The sequence below is a fragment of the Pedobacter sp. 22226 genome (assembly GCF_052045455.1).
GTDB lineage: Bacteria > Bacteroidota > Bacteroidia > Sphingobacteriales > Sphingobacteriaceae > Pedobacter > Pedobacter jeongneungensis.
On the sequence record NZ_JBQEPB010000008.1, the window covers coordinates 225,817 to 245,728 of the forward strand.

Genomic DNA, 19,912 nt, shown 5'->3' on the forward strand with positions numbered 1-19,912 from the left:
TAGCATTAAACAAGTGTAAAACCCAATATAAACTCCGTACCACCATTTTCTTGTGTTTTCATCTGTATTTTGATATCATTTAATCTCGCAAAATCGCTTACCAGACTTAAGCCAATTCCAGAACCAGATTCTCCAGCCGTTCCTCTTGAAGACATTTCATCACCAAAAACAGCAAAAAGCTTAGCAGCTTTTTTTTGATCCATTCCAATTCCATTATCTTTAATATGAAGAAAAATGTTATTGGCTGCTGTTTCTGTACTGTAAAAAATTTCGATATTGCCTTTCGGTTTGGTAAATTTAATGGCATTGGTAATCAGATTCCTTAAGATAACCATTACCTGTTTCTCATCGATTAACACGATGTCGTTTATTGTTGAGTGATAATGATTTAAGGATATCTGTTTCAGTAAACTGGTCTGAGCTAATTCTTTAATAACCAGATCAGTAACGCTACTGAGTTTGTAAGGAATTCTATTGGCCCTGGTTGATTTATTACTTTTTGTCCATGTAATCAAATCATTCAACATTTCAAGACTGCTTAATATTTTTTCTTGAAAATCATCAATAAAAAGATTAAGTTCTTCCTTACTAAAATCACCTTCTTTAAAAAATCGGGTTGCCTGTAATGTAGTGGCAAATGGCGAACGCAAATCATGACCAATTACCAGTATAAGTTTGTTTTTATAATCGTCGTTGTTTTGTAGTTCTATATTCTGCTGTGCTATCAGATCTTTCTGTTGTAAAATATCGATGTTATTATCAGCTAATAGCCTGTTCAGTTTGCTTTGTTGTTTTGATTTAAGATAAACTATTGCCAATAAAATGGAAACCAGCGATAAAAAAGATATGCTTATTATAATCAATAAACGATTGAGGTGTATGTTTTTTTCTTGTGCAGTAATTTCTTTGGTTAAATACTGATTTTCGAGGTTTTTCTGAATAATTAATAATTCATTTACTCTTTTTTTGGCTTCTTCATCGGAGGCTAAGGTAGCATAATGCGCCTTCTGATCTAATATTTCATAAGCTTTTTTGAAATTCCCTTTTTCCTGATAGGCTTTCGCCAGCAAGGACAAGGATTTTTCAATATTTATTTGATCCTTATTCTTTTTTGCGATAGAAAATCCTAACTCTGCAAACTTTATAGCATTGTCAAACTTTTTTAGGCCAATGTTTGCCTTTGCCATGCTAGTATAAGTAGCGCCGAGTTCCCAATCTGAAACTTCTTTTTGATTGTAAAGTACCGTTTCAAAATATTTTATTCCTTTTTTATAGTCTTGTTTAAGAATAAATAAGTCGCCCAGGCGATTATAGCAGGTAAAAAAGTAAGTTTGATTATTTATATTTTTAGCTATTGCCTGCGCAAGTTGGTAATGCTTGAAAGAGTTATTAAAATAGGCTTGTTTTTTATATTTACCAAAAAGTATGGCATAGCAAAAACCAAGGTTAAACTCATTTAGCATTTGGGTATTATAATCTTTTATCTTTGTAGAAAGCTCTAGCGCACGATAAAAATGCTTTAAAGCAATAGGGTAATTTTTTTGCTGAACGTAGGCCAAACCGATATCGTTTAGGCAAATGGCTATTAAAGCCTGATCTGAAGTTTTAGTAGCAATTTTATAGGCATCATACAATTCAATAAATGCTTTGTCATAATTATTCTTATAATAATAATTTCCAGAAAAATTAAGCTTTGCTTTAGCCTGTCCGTAGAGGTATTGATCATTTATAGCAAGTTTATAAGCTTTATCTGCATAAAACCAACTGCTATCAGGATTTTCTTTAAAATATAAATACGAAATTCTGTTCAGGGTATCAATATAGGCATGGGTTTGGTGAAGCCTGTAATGATTTAACCCGGCCTTTTTCATTTCAATAAGCTGTTTGCTCAGTAAATTCCCCTGAGCCAGGGCAGATAAGATATAGCAATTACATAAAATAAAGAGAGGGATTAATTTCTTCATAATTGACTTTTACTGCTTTAGCAATAAATGTACTGAAATGATATGCTAATTTAAATTTAAATCCTTTCCAGTACTGTTTTAATCGCCTGTTCTACAATTTTATTTGGTTCATTGCTAAATTCGAATTTTACCCTGCTAGCCAGAATCGCATTTACAGAAAGCGCTTTATGCCCTAAAACTTTTGCCAATGCATAAATCCCCGCCGTTTCCATTTCCAAATTAGTAATGCGGTGCTGATTGCTCCTAAAGCTGTTAATGAGCCCGATAAAATCAGGAACTGCATTTTTTGCCCTTACTATTCTGCCTTGCGGAGCGTAAAAACCAGGTGCTGTAATCGTAATGCCATGCGCCATATCTTTACCAATAGTATTTAAAAGACTTTCATCAGCAGCAGTTAAATAAGGGTTAATATTTTTTAAATGACCAAAATGCGTTTTAACATCATTCAGTATAAGTTGCTCATCACCAGAGAATTGCTGAAGATAATAATTCATTAAAGCGTCCATCCCCAAACCATGTGTAGAAGCTAAAATCGTACCCATCGGGATATCGGGTTGCACCGCTCCTGAAGTACCTATCCGGATAATATTTAGCGAGGTCAGTTCTTTTTTTACTTCACGGGTTTCGAAATCGATGTTCACCAATGCATCCAGTTCGTTAAAAACAATATCGATATTATCAGTTCCTATACCTGTTGAAAGCACTGTTACCCACTTTTTTCCTATATACCCCGTATGGGTAATAAATTCGCGCTTACCTTTTTTAAACTCTATCTGGTCGAAATATTTGCTTACTTCGCCAACACGGTCCGGATCGCCAACCGTAATTACAGTATCTGCAATGTCTCCGGGGAGAAGATTTAAGTGGTATATGCTGCCATCAGGATTGATGATTAGGTCGCTTTCGGATATTTTCATATTTGGTTTATATTATCCCTCAGATTTATCTGTGTTTATCCTTTTTATCTGGGGTCGTTAATTATATTTTGGTTTTGTTGTTTACCCTCACAATTTTTCCAGCAGATTTCCCTGATTAACGCAGCGCTAAAAGCTGTGGTTATTAAATTGTGCTTAGGTATTTTAACTTAACACCTTCAATTTTATCAAATTTACTTAAAACCTGGTTGAGTTGAGCTTTTCTAACCTCAAATTTTAAGATACAATTGATGTCAAACTGTTGAGCCAAAACCTGTAAATTTTCTTCTTTGGTTAATTTCATTACATCATTCATCTGCAGGTATTCGAAATGGGCTTCATAAATATCATTAACCGTCTTGCTTACTACATTCGAAGCTTTAATGGCCTCTAAACCAGCATTTTTATAGGCGTTAATTAAACCCGGAACACCAAGTAAAGTGCCACCAAAATAACGGACTACAACGATTAATATATTGGTAATATCTTCAGATAGCAAGCAGTTCAATATTGGTCTGCCGGCTGTGCCAGAAGGTTCGCCATCATCGTTCACCCTGAAAACTGACCGGTTTGGTGTTAAACGGTAGGCATAACAAAAATGATTGGCCTTTGGATGTTCGGTACGAAGTTTAGCAATAATTGGCTTTACTTCTTCTTCACTGCGGATCGGGTACGAAAAGGCAATAAATTTACTTCCTTTATCGCGAAATATACCTTCTGAGGCACTTTCGATGGTTTTATAGGAATCATCGAACAGCATTTTGCGATAATGTAATGAAAATAACGGCGGCAATAGCCAAAACTATACCCGTATAATTCAGTTTGCTTAATTTCTCTTTAAAGGCAATTACACCAATTAAAGTTCCAACAATGATAACACCTAAATTCATGGCGGCAAACACTGTAGATGGATTTTCTGCCAGTGCTTTATGTGCCTTCATATAAAAAAGTATATTTCCGAAATTAAAGAAGCCTAAGATTAGTCCGCAGGCTACGTTAACCAGCTGTAACTTAATTTTGCCTGAAATGACCATCGCGATTACAATTAACAACGATACGATAAACGAAAGGCAGAAAACAGTGAAAAGAGAAGTGGTATAAGGCAAATCCTTATAAAGTGCAATTTGTTTAAAAAGGACATCAATAACGCCAAAGCCAACAAAAACCATTATGGGATATAGCAGATTCCCTTTGTTGTCTTTTTTATCTGATTTGCGGAGAAAAGTTAAAATGATTGCCGCAAATCCGATGGCTAAACCTATGATTTTGAAATTATTAAAATCTTCTTTAAAAATAAAGTAAGCTGCTAATATGGGAATGAACAATGATAAACGTTGCGCGATATCAGTTTTAACGATTCCCAGATTTTTAACCGATGCTGCCAGAAATAAAAATATAGATGGTAGCAATATGGCCAGCGCAATATAATTTGGCCACGGCGCACTGGTAGTTACCAGCGATACATCCGGTTTGAAAAATAGAAAACATAAGGTAAGTGCAGCCAGGTAATTAACCGTTACGGCCTGAATAATGCTGATTTGGTATCGTTTGGCGAGCTTTAACAGAATAGCAACTGTAACACTACAACAGATGCTTAAGATAATGTAAATCATTTATTTATGTCGTTTATATAGATAGAGAGTTTATCATTTTCAACTTGGATATGTTCTTTCAGGTTTCCATTTATAGTGGGTGAAGGAATGCCATCTTTCCAGCTGTTTGATGAGGTGAAGATACGTGCTTCATCCCAAAGATTAGCAGACAAAAACTGATTTATGATATTTGCCCCACCTTCGATAATTACGGATTGTATATCCATTAAGTAAAGCTGAAATGCAACCTTTTGAGCGAAATAAAAATGCATATCTTCCATTTGGATATAATGGACATTACCAACAACATCGGTTTTAATTTCGTTAAATATGATGGTTTTGGCCGCTATGTTAAAAATGTGATTGGATATTGGAACCTGCAGGTTTTTATCGATCACCAAGCGTACAGGGTTTTTACCCGGCCATTCCCGCGCTGTTAATTGCGGATTATCCATTATGGCAGTCTGTTTTCCGATTAAAATTGCATCTTCCTCAGTACGCCACCGGTGCGCCAAACGTTTGGCCAAAGCACCACTAATCCATTTTTGATGACCATCAGTTGTTGCAAAATAGCCATTCGCCGTTTCAGCCCATTTTAAAATAATATAAGGCCTCTGCTGTTGTATCCTGGTGAAAAATCTTCTGTTAAGGTAACGACATTCTTCATCTAAAACACCGCTTATTACCTCAATTCCGGCGTTTCTAAGTTTTTCAATTCCCTTACCATCAACGCTTGAAAATGGATCTCTGTTGCCTATCACCACCCTTTTAATCTGATGTTTCACGAAAAGATCGGCACAGGGCGGGGTTTTGCCAAAATGGGCACATGGTTCTAAACTCACATAAGCGGTGGCCTGTTTTAACATTGCTTCGGCTTCTTCTCCGAACTGATCAAATACAGCTTTTACAGCGTTTGGTTCTGCATGTGCTTTTCCATATTCCTGGTGGTAGCCTTCGCCGATAATTTTGTTGTTCAGTACAATTACACATCCTACCATTGGGTTCGGACTTACGTTACCCATTCCTAAGGCGGCTAGCTCCAGACAACGTTTTATATAGAATTCATCGCTCATTAGCGCAAAAGTAGTAAAAAAAGCGTCATGGGCTGATCAAAACAGATTTGTTATCGTCGCAAATAAGTAATTTTGCCGTACATGAATATAGGTGCGCTTGAAGAGCAATACAAATTGGAATTAATGTCGTTATATGGCAGCGGAGAGGCTAAGTGGTTGTTTAGTTTAGCTGCTGAACGGGTTTTAAACTTATCCCGCAATAAACTGATGATGATGAAAGACCAGGAAATCAGTTTTATCAATTTGCAAAAACTGCTGAGCATCCTAAACGATTTGCAGATTGGCAAACCCATTCAGCATATTCTGGAAGAAGCGCATTTTTATGGATTGATTTTTAAAGTAAATGAAAATGTATTGATACCAAGGCCCGAAACAGAGGAACTGGTAGAGTGGATCATCTCTGTTTGCAGTTCGCAGACTAATGTTGATGATTTTAAGATTCTGGACATTGGAACAGGATCTGGCTGTATTCCGGTTACCCTAAAAAAATACTTACCGAATGCCCGGATATTTACATTAGATGTTTCACCTGAGGCTATTAAGGTGGCCAAGCAAAATGCGCTTCAAGTTGGCGTGGAAATTGATTTTATAACGGCGAATATTTTGACTTTTCAATATGAAGAAAAATTTGATGTTATCGTAAGTAATCCTCCATATATCAGGGATTTAGAAAAAGGTGAAATGCATGATAACGTACTATTGCACGAACCTCATCTGGCCCTGTTTGTTAGGGATGAAAACCCACTGATTTTTTATAGAGCCATTGCCGATTTTGCTAAAACCAACTTAAAACCCAAAGGACAACTATATTTCGAGATCAACGAATATTTAGGTGAAGAAACTATTGAAATGCTAAAAGATAAAGGCTTTGTAAATATTGATTTAAGGAAAGATATGCAAGGGAAAGATCGGATGTTAAGAGCAATGATTTGATGGATGAGGTAGGATGGATGATGTAAGACGGAAGATGGGAAATGGATAAGGTACATAGGGGGCGTCATCTCGACTGAAACGCAGTGGAATGCCCGCCTGCTTCGGGCAGGGAGAGATCTATCTCTTTGCAGATCTTTTGATCGCATTGTACTTCGCTCGAGACGGTCAGTTCTAACTTAGTGTCTTAGTGTCTTTGTGGTTAAAAAATATTACTAAGCCCTCGGATGAAACTGTGTGATTACCTCTCTCAAATAATCCCTGTCTATGTGCGTATAAATTTCTGTTGTGGTAATGCTCGAATGGCCTAGCATTTCCTGTACCGCTCGTAAATCAGCACCGCCTTCAATTAAATGTGTAGCAAATGAATGTCTTAAAGTATGCGGACTGATTGTTTTCTTTAGTCCTGTTGCTATGGCCAGACTTTTAATCAGGTTAAAGATAGAAATACGCGAAAGTTTAGCCCCAAAACGGTTTAAAAAGATAAAATCTTCATGTCCTTTTTTAATGTTTGCGTGCACACGTACTTCATTGATGTAAATATCAAGCAGTTTTAAAGCTACGCTTCCAATGGGTACTAAGCGTTCTTTATTACCTTTTCCTATTACTTTGATAAATTCAATCTGCGGGAAAAGACTGGAAATCTTGAGTTCGGTTAATTCAGTAACCCTTAAGCCACAACCGTATAATACTTCCATTATGGCTTTATTGCGCATTCCTTCGGGTTTTGAAGCATCTATTGCGGCTATCAGCTCGTTAATCTCATGTATATTGAGCGTATCAGGTAATTTTCTGCTCAGTTTAGGCGCTTCCAGTAAAGCGGTTGGATCGTTAGAGATGACATCTTCGAGCATTAAATAGGCAAAAAAAGCTTTCAGTCCTGATATTACCCTGGCTTGTGTGCTGGCAAGCATACCAAGTTCATTTAACCACGAAATAAAAGACTTTAAGTCGGTTATGGTGATATCGGTCAGTTTTGGCTCTTCATTTAATGACTTAAAATATTGGGCAAGTTTGTCAATATCATTCAGATAAGCTTCTACAGAATTGCCAGATAATGACCGCTCAAGCTTTAAATACGACTTAAATCCTTTAATATATGATGGCCAAAGCATGCTTTTATATGAGATTTTTTATAACATTGCAACGTTACAACATTTAACGTTACTACATAGCATGAAAATACAAATTATTAACGGACCAAACTTAAACTTATTGGGCGTTCGCGAGCCATCTATTTACGGAAATACCAGCATTGAAGATTACATTAAAGAATTAAAATCAGTTTATCCGGAAATCGAAATTGAATATTACCAGAGCAATGTAGAAGGCGAAATTATTAATAAATTGCATGAAGTTGGTTTCAGTTATGATGGGGTAGTGCTTAATGCCGGTGGTTACACACATACTTCTGTGGCTATCGCAGATGCTATTGCAGCCATTAAGACACCTGTTGTTGAAGTGCATATTTCGAATATTTATGCCCGCGAAGAATATCGCCACGTATCATTAACCGGTAAAAACTGTCAGGGTGTTTTAACCGGGTTTGGAATGAAGGGTTACCGTTTGGCTATTGAAAGTTTGTTGGTTTAATTTAATTTTAATACTGAAACTGTCAGATGAAAACATCTGACAGCACTACAAACCTGGAGTAATAGATTGCTTCGTCAGCTGAAAACGCCGTTTCGCAATGATGACTTGTAATCAATCAAATGCACAAGCTTACTACGATACAATTTCTAGGTCAGCTTTGAAAAATATTTAATTTTTTTAATAAAAAATGCCCAAACGATACTGTTATTGTACACTCCGGTATGTTTGACATAAGCTTTTTGAACCGATTTCCTTTTTTTATTCGTTTTTGATAAGGATTTAAGAAAATGCCAGTGCCCTTTGGTTACGGCCATCGTAAATTTTGGTTTTCCGGTAAGTAAAAAGTGCCACCAGGCAATAAAATCGATAAACATGCGGATGGTAATCCGGAAAATTGCATCACCTGCAGGAAGGTTTTTCTGCATGATAATGAGGTTGTTCCTGAAATTGAGGTAAGTTTTGAATGGATTTTCCGTTTGTAAAGTTCCGCCACCAACATGGTACACTTCGGCATCGGGACAATACATAATTTTATAATTCAGGTTTTTTAATCTCCAGCAAAGGTCGATTTCTTCCATATGGGCAAAAAGATCGGCATCTAAACCACCGGCTTCCCTCCAGCATTTGCTTTTGATAAAAAAAGCTGCACCACTGGCCCAAAACACTTCCTTTTGTTCATTGTACTGCCCATTGTCGTGCTCGTAAACATTAAAAAGTCTGCCACGGCAAAAAGGAAAAGCATAAATATCCAGATATCCGCCGGCAGCACCGGCATATTCGAACTGATTTTTATTTATATGCCATTTAATTTTTGGTTGCGCTGCTGCAATTTGCGCATCACTTTCCATCAGGTTGATCACCGGTTTAATCCAGTTTGGAATAACTTCAACATCTGAGTTAAGTAAAATAAAATAATCGGCTTCTACACGTTCCAATACTTTGTTGTAGCCCCCTGCAAATCCGTAATTCTGGTCGTTCTGAATAATTTTAACAGTTGGGAAGTTTTCCTGTAAAAATGAAACTGAATCGTCGGTTGAGGCATTATCTCCCACAATTATTTGCAGGTTATCATATTCGGAACGTAAAACTCCGGGTAAAAACTGATTTAAATATGCTTTTCCATTCCAGTTTAAGATTACAAGGGCTACTGATGGGTTCATTCTTTTTATTCGGGTTTAAATTTCCAGCGTTTATGGCTCCAGAGCCAGTATTGAGGCTGTTCTTTTATAATATTTTCTAAAAATTTAAAGTGCAGGTCGGTGATTTCAAATTCATCCATTTTGGCTGGTTCGAGGCACATTGGCAACACTTCTATATGATAATAACCTTTTTTAACCACATTTACTTTAAAGTAATATATCGGTCTTTTGGTCGATTTTGCAATTTTTTCTACCCCTAAAAGTGCCGCAGTGGGCTGATTTAAAAAATCTGCGAAATATTTGGTTTCTTCCCTCGTGGGGGATTGATCGCTCGCGAAACACAAAAGGGTAGGTTCATTTTTATAGGCAGCCATGCCACGTAAAGTCTGGCGCATCGCGATAAAAATATTGCCATATTTGGTCCGCATACAATCAAACCAGGTTTCAAAAATTTTATTTTTAATGGGTTTAAAAATGACCATGGTTTTGGCAGAAATGCTTAACCCAAGCGCTAAAGTGCCCAATTCCCAGTTTCCATAATGCCCGGTACAGGCCAATACACTTTCTCCGTTTTTAAAATGAACTTCCAATTGTTCCAGTCCCGTAAACTTTACCCTTCTCAAGGTTTCCGCTTTCGAAATACTGGTCATTTTAATGATTTCAAAAATAAGTTCGGCCAGGTACAAGAAGAATTTTTTTTCAATGGCTTTGATTTCAGCCGCTGATTTTTCTGGAAAAGATTGGGTTAAATTCTGCCTGACAACTTTTTTTCGATAGCCAATTACGTAATAAAGCAGATAATATAGTAATCTTGCAAAAAAAAACAGCAAAGGCAAAGGAAGCAGCGACAACAGGTATAAAAAAAATACGCCAACGTGCGCAATCCCTCTTTTAATCATTATTTTTAAAACGTTTCAGGTACAAACATAAATTTTCAAATGCAGAATACAGCTATACTTCCGTTATTTTATCTTCCGCCAGTAGGTTATTTTAGTTTATTGCAAAAGCTTGGAGAAGATTTTTTAATCGAAAAACATGAGCATTTAGCCAAGCAGACTTACCGTAACAGGGCCAGTATTTATTCGCCCAATGGCAAACTTGATATTACCGTTCCGGTGGTTAAGGGTGCTAAAACACATACGAAAATGAAAGATGTACGGATCAGTTACGATTTTAACTGGCAGCGGTTGCACTGGCTGAGTTTAGAAAGCTGTTACCGGAGTTCTGCTTATTTCGAGTTTTACGAAGATGAACTATCCCGTTTTTATACCGGTAAATTTGAGTTTCTGTTTGACTACAATCTCGAACTTTTAGAATGGCTGAATAAGAAACTCAAATTAAATAAAAACTTCGAAGTTACCCCTGAATATTTTGACGATATCAAACCTGAACTGGATTTTCGCGCAGCCATGAACCCTAAAAAACAGGAAGATATTGTAAACAATAAGCCATATTATCAGGTTTTTGAAGGTAAACATCAATTTTTACCCAACTTAAGTATTGTTGATCTGTTATTTAACCAGGGTCCGCAAGCCCGGCTATATTTATAACCTATGGGAAAAAACAAGCCACGCAACCGTCACAAACACTATAAAGTTCCAGCTCCGGGTACCAGTCCGGGTTTGTATGCCATTGATGAAGAGGCTTTAAAGCCTATAATTGTATTGCATACTTATAATGAAAAAACTTATAAGAAAACAGAAATACAGAATATCAATAACATTGATAAACTGATCGAGAACAAAGATTTCTATTACTGGTTTGATATCAAAGGACTGGCTGATCCTAATATTTTTGAAACGCTTTATAATAAACTTGATATCAGCAGGCTTGTGCTCGAAGATATTACCAGTTCTTACCAGCGGCCTAAACTGGATGAATACGATAACGACAAGTATATTTTTTCGGTAAGCCGGCACTTATATCTGAATGATGATAATGTGCTTTGCAACGATCAGATTTCCTTTATTTTATCAGAACGCACGCTGATTACCTTTCAGGAAACTTATGCCGATTGTTTTGAACCGGTGCGGAAACGTTTGGAAGTAGGGAAGGGCAACATCCGTATCGGAGGCAGCAGTTATCTGATGTACGCCATCATGGATGTGATTGTAGACAACTATTTTGCCTTATTGAATTTTTGGGGGGAAGAACTGGATGCAATTGAAGACCGCCTGTATGATCACCCCGATAAAAGGATCATGTACGATACACAGGCCATTAAGCGATCATTGATCACCATCAGGAAAGTAACCTGGCCGGAAAGGGATAAGTTAAATGATATTATCCGTACAGATAGTCCCTTGATATCTGATTTGACCAAAACCTATATGAAAGATGCTTACGACCATTGCATCCAGATTATAGATTTTATTGAATCATTAAAGGAGATTGCTTCTGCCAACATTGATATGAATTTATCGATCATTAGTAACCGGATGAACGAAATTATGAAGGTATTGACCATTATTTCGTCCATATTTATACCATTAACCTTTATTGCAGGGATTTACGGGATGAATTTTAGCAGGGAAGACCCGGCAACCGGAAAAATACTGAAAGACAACATGCCAGAATTATATGCAGCACACGGTTATTTATACACCTGGATTGTTATGGCAGTAATTGCGATTTTACAGGTGATTTATTTTTGGCGTAAAGGTTGGTTTAAATAAAACATTATTTTTAAAATGTACCAGTTTTTGGTAACTTTAGTAATATTTTAATATTAAAACGATGGGACGAAATACATCTATGGCTTTAGGAGATCATTTTGAAAATTTTGTTGATGAAAGAATTTCTGAAGGAAGATTTAAAAATGCAAGTGAAGTTATTCGGGCAGGGTTAAGATTATTGGAAGATGAAGAAAATAAAATCAAAATTTTAAAAGAAGCACTTCAGGCAGGACTTGATAGCGGAACGGTGAAGGATTTTGATCCTAAAAAACATCTTGAAATGTTGAAAGCCAAAAAGAGGGAAAATGGCTAGTTTCTCTCTTAGTAGAAAAGCGATTGAAGATTTAAGTGAAATTTGGAATTATACTTATGATGTTTGGTCTGAAAATCAAGCAGACAAATATTATAAGCTACTCATTGGATTTTGTACTCAGATTGCAAAGAAACCTGAAATAGGTAGAAATTATAAGGAGACAAACCAAAATGTATTAGGATTTAAAGCCGGCGAACATATCATTTTCTATCTGATAATCGAGAATGGAGAAATCGAAATAGTTAGGATTTTACACGCTAAGATGGATTTAGGAGCTAAATTGTCAGAATTTTAATTACACTGTAAATGATTAGTATTAAAAATCACTTATTGTAAAAATTCAATTTTTAATATTTGTAGCTTTAGGGCGTTTTGGTTAGGTTATAGATGCAGTCATTCGAAATAGATAAAAGCGACGTACTCAAGGTTAAAAATGCAATTTTAGCCGGCGATGAAACTTTAAAAGTAGTTTTAGAGGAATATCATGCCTCAGAAATCGCAATTTTGTTCGAACGTTTGGATAAATCTGAACAGCGGCATATCATCAATCTGCTTCCGGCAGAGATCGCTTCCGAAATTATTTCGGAAATGGATGAAGAATCGCACCCCGAAGATTTACTTTTTGAACTTCACCCCGATAAACGTACCGAAATTGTTGAGGAGCTGGATTACGATGATGCAACAGACATCATTTCCCAGCTGGAAGATCATGAGCAGAAAGAAATTCTGGAGGATCTTACCGAAGATCATGCCTCCGAAATCCGTAATCTTTTAACCTACGACGAAAAAACTGCCGGTGGTTTGATGAACACAGAACTGATCTGTGTAAACATCAACCTCACAAAAAAAGATGCGATAGACGAGATTATCCGTCAAAGTGAGGAAATGGAAGAGTTTTATACCATTTATGTGGTAGATGACGAAGAAATTTTTAAAGGAATTGTTTCGTTAAAAGACATTATCAAAGCCAAACACAATGCCAAAATAACCGAACTGGTTAAGGAAGATGCGGTTTATGTTCATCCCGATACCGATCAGGAAGAGGTTGCCAACCTGATTTCCCAATACAATTTAACCAGTATTCCGGTAATTGATGAACATCAAAAATTACTTGGACGGGTAACTTTTGATGATGTGATCGATGTTATGGAGGCAGAAAGTACCGAAGATATCTTGAAAATATCAGGGGTATCTGAGGATGAGGAATTGAGCGGTAACTGGGTAGAAGCAGTAAAATCGCGTTTGCCATGGCTCATCATTAACCTTGGAACAGCTTTTTTAGCATCATCAGTAGTACGTTATTTCGATCCAACTATCAAATTAATTCCTTCTTTGGCGGCCTACATGACTATTATTGCCGGAATGGGCGGAAATGCGGCTACCCAGGCACTTGCTGTAACGGTCAGGCGTATTTCACTTTACGATTTAACGGATAAACAGGCTTACCGGACAGTTTTAAAAGAGTTTACCGTAGGCTTAATTAATGGTGCATCAAACGGATTAATCGTATTTATTTTTGCTTTCTTTTTTGATGGAAACCCGATGCTTGGCCTGGTTATCTTCCTGGCTATGACGGGTAATCTGATTATTGCAGGCATCACAGGTGCGGGTATTCCGCTTATTTTAAAAAGGGTAGGTATAGATCCTGCCATTGCATCCTCTATAATTATTACTACTTTTACCGACGTTTTTGGTTTCCTTTTAATTTTAGGATTGGCCAGTAAACTTTTATTATAATCAGGTTTAGGATTTTGGGACGTCATACTCGAAAGACTAAATAAAGCGCCTGTTAATTAACTAAGACTACATAAAATTAAATCTGTAAAATCTGATCCACATGCAAACAACAAGACACGATTGGACAAAAGAAGAAATATACGAAATTTACAACAGGCCATTTCTGGACCTGGTTTACGAAGCTGCAAGTATCCATAGAGAAAATAAAGATTATAATGAAGTTCAGGTAAGTTCATTAATCTCGATCAAAACCGGAGGCTGTGCCGAAGATTGTTCCTATTGCCCGCAGGCTGCCCGTTACCATACCGATTTAGAAGTACAGCCTTTAATGCAGGTTGGCCATGTAGTTAGCGCTGCTGTAAAAGCTAAAGAAGGTGGCGCCTCACGTTTATGCATGGGTGCTGCATGGCGCGAAGTACGCGATAACCGCGATTTTGACCGTGTAATTGAAATGGTTAAAGCCGTAAATGATATGGATATGGAAGTTTGCTGTACTCTGGGCATGCTTACCGAAAGCCAGGCGCAACGTTTAGCAGATGCCGGTTTATATGCTTACAATCACAATATCGATACTTCTGAAGATGATTATAAACGCATCATCTCTACCAGAACTTACGATGACCGTTTAAACACCATTAAAAACGTGCGTAAAGCAAAATTAACAGTTTGTAGTGGTGGTATTATTGGTTTAGGTGAAACAGTAGAAGATCGTGTTTCGATGTTGCAAACCTTATCAAACATGGAAAAACACCCTGAATCCGTGCCGGTTAATGCTTTGGTTCCGGTAAAAGGCACACCATTGGAAAATCAGCCACGTGTTCCAATCTGGGATATGGTAAGGATGATTGCTACAGCGCGTATCGTAATGCCAAATTCGGTAGTACGTTTATCTGCAGGTAGAAATGAGATGAGCACTTTAGAGCAGGCTTTTTGTTTTATGGCAGGGGCTAGCTCTATCTTCGCAGGCGATAAGTTATTAACTACGCCAAATCCTGCTTTTGTAGATGATATGGCCATGTTTGAATTATTAGGCTTAAAAACCCGCGATGCCTTTAAAAATGGTCGCCCGGCAAATACAAGAATTGCAGAAGAAGCTGTTTAATTCAAAATAATTGTGCTGTCAGATGTAACCATCTGAAAAACGAAAAAGTCCCGGTTAAATTTTAACCGGGACTTTTTTGCTTTTGCGTCAATTAGAAATAACTGACGTAACACAGGAAATCAATATGTATCGCAAGATCTCTCTCTCCTGGATATTCGTGACGTTTCAGTCGGGATGACGCCGCTTTTAATTAAACCGCCGTTACCCTTACTTCAATATTTCCTTTTGTTGCTTTAGAATATGGGCAGGCCCTGTGCGCTTTATCGGCTAAAGATTGTGCTTCTTCATGTGATATTCCGGGAATATGTACATCCAGATCTGCCGAAAGTGCAAATGCATTTCCATCCTTATTGAATGAAACCAGTACTTTAACATTTGCGTCGCTAACATCAACACCTTCACGTTCGGCTATTGAACCTAAGGCACCTAAATAACATGGTCCCCATGCTGCAGCAAATAATTCTTCAGGATTGGTTGCACCACCTTGTCCACCCAATTCTTTTGGCTTTCTTAATTCGAAATCTAAAATCCCGTCACTCGATTTAACGTGTCCGTCTCTTCCACCAGTAGCTGTAACTTCAGCTGTATATAGCTTTTCCATAATAATATTCTTAATTGATTTAGATTAACAATTTATAGTTGTCTTTGTTTTATATAGTGGAAAGACTGCTTAAACATACTCTAAACCGTATATATGACAATTTTATGAATATCTTTTGGTCATTTCATGTAAAAAAACGGGTATTTCATCAGTTTTTATTCAGTTGAAAATCCGATAGAAATCCGTATGCCAATTATTATAGGATAGGCTAGGATAATTTTAATGCGCCTAAAAATCAATCGATTATAGTTTAATATCCTATAGACCCGGTGAAAGTTATCGTTTATAATACTCATATATCGGTATCAGGTTTCGTGTAAAAAAGTATGGCTTTATCTTGACACAAAAGCGTTGAACATACTAAAACGATATTTTTATATCATTACTGTTTAAAATCATCCCGTTGTTAAATCGATTGTTTCTGATGTTGCTTATAGCAAGTTTCGCTATACCATCTAAATTATGTGCGCAATCCTCTCCGGAGAATATTGGATTTGAAAATGGAAATTTTCAGAACTGGAAGATTTATGCCGGCACAATTTCGATTGAAAACAATCAGAATGTAGTCACAATGAATGAGTTGCCCAAACCGATTTCAGGCAGACATACGATCATCAGCAATAAAAACCTGGTTGATCCTTATGGTGGTTTTCATTTGATTCCACCTTCTGGCGGAAACTATTCGGTTAAGTTGGGAAATAATGTTACCGGTGCGCAGATTGACGGAATATCTTACCTGATGACTGTTCCCGCCGATCGGCCTGAATTTACATTAACTTATCAATATGCAGTTGTTTTAGAAGATCCAGATCACGAACCTTTTGAGCAGCCCCGTTTTATTGCCAGAATAAAGGATGTAGAGAAGAATGAATACATTCCATGTGCATCATTCGAATATGTAGCTACTTCATCATTGCCGGGTTTCAAAAAATCCGCGGAGTACGAAAGTGTTATTTATAAAGACTGGTCGCCTGTAACCATTAATTTATCAGGCTATCAGGGCAAGCAACTGCTTGTCGAATTTATCAGTACCGATTGTTCGAGAGGGCAGCATTTTGGCTATGCTTACATAGATATTAATAATGTTTACGGAGATTTAATTACCGGCAATACTTATTGTGCCAGTGCAGATGCGGTTGGTTTATCTGGCCCGGGTGGCTACCAAACCTACAATTGGTATAGCGCCGACCGTACAATCAATTATGGTTCCGGACAATCGATTAATATTAAACCTAAACCTGCCGACGGCTCCCGCATTCTGCTCGATTTAGTCCCTTACACCGGTTTTGGCTGCCCAAGTACAGTAAGTACTGTAATTCACGGAATAGATTATGAGCTTAAAGTTTTAAAAAAAGATGTGGTATGCCAGGGTGCTGAAATTGATCTTTTGGATGCAAAATATATTCTGAATAAATCGGAAGGTTTTACTTATCTGGTTTATGAAGATAAAGATTTAAGCAAGCTTATAAATAGCCATGTTAAAATAACAGCCGATAAAACTTTTTATATTAAAAGCACCAATAACAAAGGCTGCGAAAGTGCTGTTCCGGTTGATATTTTGGTATTCGACGCGGCAAATATTAGTACCAAAAATCCGGAGGCGGTATGTTATTCGGAAAGTGTCGATATTACAAATTCAGCATTGTATATGGGTAATTTAGAAGGGATTAGCCGATCGTATTTTGCAGATGAAGCAGCAACGAAAATCGTCTCAGATCCACAGCATATTAATAAAACGGGCAGGTATTTTATCAGGCTTTCCAACCAAATGGGGTGTAGCAAAATCATTTCTATTGAGGTAACCGTTAAAGATAAGCCCATTTTAAAAGTGACCAATCCTAAACCTGTATGTATTCCGTTAACGGTAGATATTACATCGGCAGAAAATTTTTCGGGCAGTGATGCAAGCTTTAAGTACAGTTTTTATCAAGATCGGGAACTGAGCACTCTGCTTACCGATCCGTCACATATTGATAAACCGGGTACTTATTATGTAAAAGCAATTAATGCAGAAGGATGCACGGTTAGCAATAAAATAGAAGTTGTGATTAATGATCTTCCTGTGCTCCAGCTTAAAAACCCTGAAGTGGCCTGTTATCCTGATCAGGTAGATATTACCAATCCGGCACTTTACATTGGTTCAACGGAAAATTTAAAGTATTCGTTTTTTTACGATGCGGCATTGACGAATAAGGTTACCTCTCCTAAAACTATTGCAAAAGCAGGTATTTATTATATTAAAGCTGAAAATGATGGCGGATGTTTTACTACCGGTAAAGTTCAGGTGAACTTTAATACCGCTCCGGTTTTAGTGCTGCATAAGCCCAAAGCAGTTTTTGATAATGGTTTTATAGATTTAACTTCTTCAGAAATTACCAAAGGAAGCAGCGCATTTATAAAGGCGGGCTATTTTGAAGACGCCTACTTAAAACGTCCTGTAGCTGATCCTACAAAGGTGAACAAAGCAGGTATTTATTATATTTCTATCCGGAACGAAAGCGGATGTCTAGCATCAGCACCAATAGAAGTTGATATTTTGCCTCAACCTAAAATTGTTGTTCCTACGGCATTTACCCCTCAAAAAGATACCAATAACCGTTTATATCCATTTTTGGTGAGCATCCAGAAACTGATCAGCTTTAAAGTGTATAACAAATGGGGAATTTTGGTGTACCAAAGCGACTCGTTGGCCAACGGAGGCTGGGACGGGCAGTTTAAAAGCCAGATGCAACCCCTGGAAACTTTTTCGTGGTTTGCAGAAGGCATTGACACATTTGGAGGTAAATTTCAATCAAAAGGAAAAACCATACTCATATTATGATGCATAGACAGCTACTCATTTTATTTTTGTGCCTGGCTACAATATGCTGTTCGGCACAGGATCCGAAGTTTTCGCAATATTTCGCGGCTCCTTTAACTTTAAATCCGGCATTTACGGGCTTTTTTGATGGTGATTACCGTGTAGCTGCCAATACCAGGCAACAATGGGGCAATCTTGGTGATCCATATAATACCTATAGTGTTTCAGGTGATTTAAAACTGGTAGAAGATGAAAATTTTACCAATAGTTATTTCAGTTTGGGTTTGAGCGGATTGTTTGACGAATCTTTAAATAAAGCCTTAAAATCGCAATATATCAGTGCAAGTGTTTCTTATTATCAGTATATGGATGAGGGGCACCGGTTTAAATTTGGTTTGGCGCCACAGGTTTCGTATGTTTCGAAGTATCTGGATTATAATAAACTTACTTTTGCTTCTCAATATAATGGCGACGGAGGTTTTAACAGCGCTATGCCTAATTATCTTGATTTAAAAAATGATAAAACATCATATTTCGACCTGAATATCGGGGCCAATTTTGCTGCCAGTTTTGATTATTGGAGTTTTGCTGTTGGTTATGCACAATATCACCTTACAAAGCCCCAGGAAGCGCTTTTAAGCAATAGTACCGATATTGTATCGGCACGGAAAACCGTTAATTTTGGGTTACTTTATCTTTTAAATAACAATATTGATTTAAATGTAACAGGCGTGTATAATGCCCAAAAAAATAATAGAGATATGATTTTTGGGACTGTTTTGGGACTTAAACCCGGTGATGAAACCAAAATGAAGCTAAACTTTGGCATGTGGTACAAATTTAACGAAGCTTCATTTTATCCGTATATTGGCGTGGCCATGGGAAACATCAGCGCCGGAATGAATTACACGGTTTATGGGAGCAAATTGCTGAGCGCTACGCCGCGTACTTACGAACTGTCATTCATTTACCGGCATAATAATTTTAAAGGTTTTAAAGTGCCTTGCCCCAGGTTTTAGGGGTTGTTGTTTTATAAATTTATAGATCATGTTTCTGAGCCATCATTACCATTATCTTCAATAACAACTGTACCAAGGCGCAAAGTTTGGCTAAAATCGTTTTTCTCTGCTCTATATCTCCTGACTTTCGGACATCCGACCCCGACGTAATCCATTTTACTAACCATTAAGAAATTAAGCACATTAAGAATTTATCTTCCGTGTTTTCCGAGTCTCTGTGGCTGTTTACTAAAACGCAAAGTTTGGCTAAAATCGTCTTTCTATGCTTTATATCTCCCGACTTTCGGACATCCGACCCCGGACTTAATCCATTTTACTAACCATTAAGAAATTAAGGACATTAAGAATTATCTTCCGTGTTTTCTGAGCCTCCGTGGCTGTTTACTAAGAGGCAAAGTTTTGCTAAAATCGTTTTTCTCTGCTCTATATCTCCGGACTCTCGGACATCCGACCCCGGACT

19 protein-coding genes are annotated in these 19,912 nt (G+C 37.2%); 10 read left to right on the top strand and 9 right to left on the bottom strand.

The genetic code is table 11. The annotated features are described in order from the left end of the window. Nucleotides 1-5 precede the first annotated feature (5 nt). The 5 genes from ACTJKC_RS19000 to ribD all read right to left on the bottom strand — a co-directional run bounded on the left by ACTJKC_RS19000 (nucleotide 6) and on the right by ribD (nucleotide 5,543). On the bottom strand, nucleotides 6-1,964 hold the full coding sequence (locus ACTJKC_RS19000; RefSeq protein WP_440794374.1) for a tetratricopeptide repeat-containing sensor histidine kinase: 1,959 nt from the start codon (nucleotides 1,962-1,964) through the stop codon (nucleotides 6-8). 56 nt (nucleotides 1,965-2,020) lie between these two features. Further along, nucleotides 2,021-2,881, bottom strand: a complete 861-nt coding sequence (locus tag ACTJKC_RS19005) for a nucleoside phosphorylase (RefSeq protein WP_440794376.1) — start codon at nucleotides 2,879-2,881, stop codon at nucleotides 2,021-2,023. Nucleotides 2,882-3,023: 142 nt separating this feature from the next. Continuing rightward, nucleotides 3,024-3,638, bottom strand: coding sequence for an IMPACT family protein (locus tag ACTJKC_RS19010; RefSeq protein ID WP_344853801.1), 615 nt, complete (start codon nucleotides 3,636-3,638; stop codon nucleotides 3,024-3,026). Next, on the bottom strand, nucleotides 3,625-4,491 hold the full coding sequence (locus tag ACTJKC_RS19015; RefSeq protein ID WP_440794379.1) for an EamA family transporter: 867 nt from the start codon (nucleotides 4,489-4,491) through the stop codon (nucleotides 3,625-3,627). The genes ACTJKC_RS19010 and ACTJKC_RS19015 overlap by 14 nt, the downstream gene beginning before the upstream one ends. After that, nucleotides 4,488-5,543, bottom strand: coding sequence for a bifunctional diaminohydroxyphosphoribosylaminopyrimidine deaminase/5-amino-6-(5-phosphoribosylamino)uracil reductase RibD (ribD, locus tag ACTJKC_RS19020; protein ID WP_440794381.1), 1,056 nt, complete (start codon nucleotides 5,541-5,543; stop codon nucleotides 4,488-4,490). Before ribD ends, ACTJKC_RS19015 begins: the two co-directional genes overlap by 4 nt. A gap of 81 nt (nucleotides 5,544-5,624) precedes the next feature. On the opposite strand from ribD, the gene prmC reads away from it, so the two are divergent. Then, on the top strand, nucleotides 5,625-6,476 hold the full coding sequence (gene prmC / locus ACTJKC_RS19025; RefSeq protein WP_440794383.1) for a peptide chain release factor N(5)-glutamine methyltransferase: 852 nt from the start codon (nucleotides 5,625-5,627) through the stop codon (nucleotides 6,474-6,476). Nucleotides 6,477-6,688: 212 nt separating this feature from the next. Here the strand turns inward: prmC and xerD are convergent, their stop codons facing one another. Then, on the bottom strand, nucleotides 6,689-7,588 hold the full coding sequence (xerD, locus tag ACTJKC_RS19030; RefSeq protein WP_440794385.1) for a site-specific tyrosine recombinase XerD: 900 nt from the start codon (nucleotides 7,586-7,588) through the stop codon (nucleotides 6,689-6,691). A gap of 61 nt (nucleotides 7,589-7,649) precedes the next feature. Between xerD and aroQ the strand changes: the two genes are divergently transcribed. Beyond that, a complete protein-coding gene (gene aroQ, locus ACTJKC_RS19035; protein ID WP_025144771.1) occupies nucleotides 7,650-8,066 on the top strand; it encodes a type II 3-dehydroquinate dehydratase in 417 nt (138 codons plus the stop codon). Between the two features lie 146 nt (nucleotides 8,067-8,212). Here the strand turns inward: aroQ and ACTJKC_RS19040 are convergent, their stop codons facing one another. Further along, complete coding sequence (locus ACTJKC_RS19040) at nucleotides 8,213-9,226, bottom strand: glycosyltransferase family 2 protein (protein ID WP_440794387.1); 1,014 nt, start codon at nucleotides 9,224-9,226, stop codon at nucleotides 8,213-8,215. A 5-nt stretch (nucleotides 9,227-9,231) separates the two neighbouring features. Then, a complete protein-coding gene (locus ACTJKC_RS19045) occupies nucleotides 9,232-10,104 on the bottom strand; it encodes a lysophospholipid acyltransferase family protein (protein ID WP_440794389.1) in 873 nt (290 codons plus the stop codon). Between the two features lie 39 nt (nucleotides 10,105-10,143). Here ACTJKC_RS19045 and ACTJKC_RS19050 point away from each other — a divergent pair, with 39 nt between their 5' ends. From ACTJKC_RS19050 to bioB, 6 genes are all read left to right on the top strand, one after another. Beyond that, on the top strand, nucleotides 10,144-10,755 hold the full coding sequence (locus ACTJKC_RS19050; RefSeq protein WP_440794391.1) for a WbqC family protein: 612 nt from the start codon (nucleotides 10,144-10,146) through the stop codon (nucleotides 10,753-10,755). Nucleotides 10,756-10,758: 3 nt separating this feature from the next. Further along, on the top strand, nucleotides 10,759-11,880 hold the full coding sequence (corA, locus tag ACTJKC_RS19055) for a magnesium/cobalt transporter CorA (RefSeq protein WP_344853791.1): 1,122 nt from the start codon (nucleotides 10,759-10,761) through the stop codon (nucleotides 11,878-11,880). 61 nt (nucleotides 11,881-11,941) lie between these two features. Next, on the top strand, nucleotides 11,942-12,193 hold the full coding sequence (locus tag ACTJKC_RS19060; RefSeq protein WP_344853790.1) for a type II toxin-antitoxin system ParD family antitoxin: 252 nt from the start codon (nucleotides 11,942-11,944) through the stop codon (nucleotides 12,191-12,193). Next, the gene (locus tag ACTJKC_RS19065; protein WP_344853789.1) at nucleotides 12,186-12,488 is read left to right on the top strand and encodes a type II toxin-antitoxin system RelE/ParE family toxin; all 303 of its coding nucleotides are present in this window, start codon (nucleotides 12,186-12,188) and stop codon (nucleotides 12,486-12,488) included. The genes ACTJKC_RS19060 and ACTJKC_RS19065 overlap by 8 nt, the downstream gene beginning before the upstream one ends. Before the next feature lie 92 nt (nucleotides 12,489-12,580). Beyond that, nucleotides 12,581-13,930, top strand: a complete 1,350-nt coding sequence (gene mgtE / locus ACTJKC_RS19070; protein ID WP_440794394.1) for a magnesium transporter — start codon at nucleotides 12,581-12,583, stop codon at nucleotides 13,928-13,930. Between the two features lie 100 nt (nucleotides 13,931-14,030). Beyond that, on the top strand, nucleotides 14,031-15,032 hold the full coding sequence (gene bioB, locus ACTJKC_RS19075; protein ID WP_440794396.1) for a biotin synthase BioB: 1,002 nt from the start codon (nucleotides 14,031-14,033) through the stop codon (nucleotides 15,030-15,032). A gap of 190 nt (nucleotides 15,033-15,222) precedes the next feature. Here bioB and ACTJKC_RS19080 read toward each other — a convergent pair whose 3' ends face one another. Further along, entirely contained in the window at nucleotides 15,223-15,633 is a 411-nt protein-coding gene (locus ACTJKC_RS19080) for an organic hydroperoxide resistance protein (protein WP_440794398.1), read from the bottom strand. Nucleotides 15,634-16,057: 424 nt separating this feature from the next. On the opposite strand from ACTJKC_RS19080, the gene ACTJKC_RS19085 reads away from it, so the two are divergent. Both ACTJKC_RS19085 and ACTJKC_RS19090 read left to right on the top strand, forming a co-directional pair. Continuing rightward, on the top strand, nucleotides 16,058-18,454 hold the full coding sequence (locus tag ACTJKC_RS19085; protein WP_440794400.1) for a hypothetical protein: 2,397 nt from the start codon (nucleotides 16,058-16,060) through the stop codon (nucleotides 18,452-18,454). Then, on the top strand, nucleotides 18,451-19,452 hold the full coding sequence (locus ACTJKC_RS19090) for a PorP/SprF family type IX secretion system membrane protein (RefSeq protein ID WP_440794402.1): 1,002 nt from the start codon (nucleotides 18,451-18,453) through the stop codon (nucleotides 19,450-19,452). Before ACTJKC_RS19085 ends, ACTJKC_RS19090 begins: the two co-directional genes overlap by 4 nt. Nucleotides 19,453-19,912: the final 460 nt, after the last annotated feature.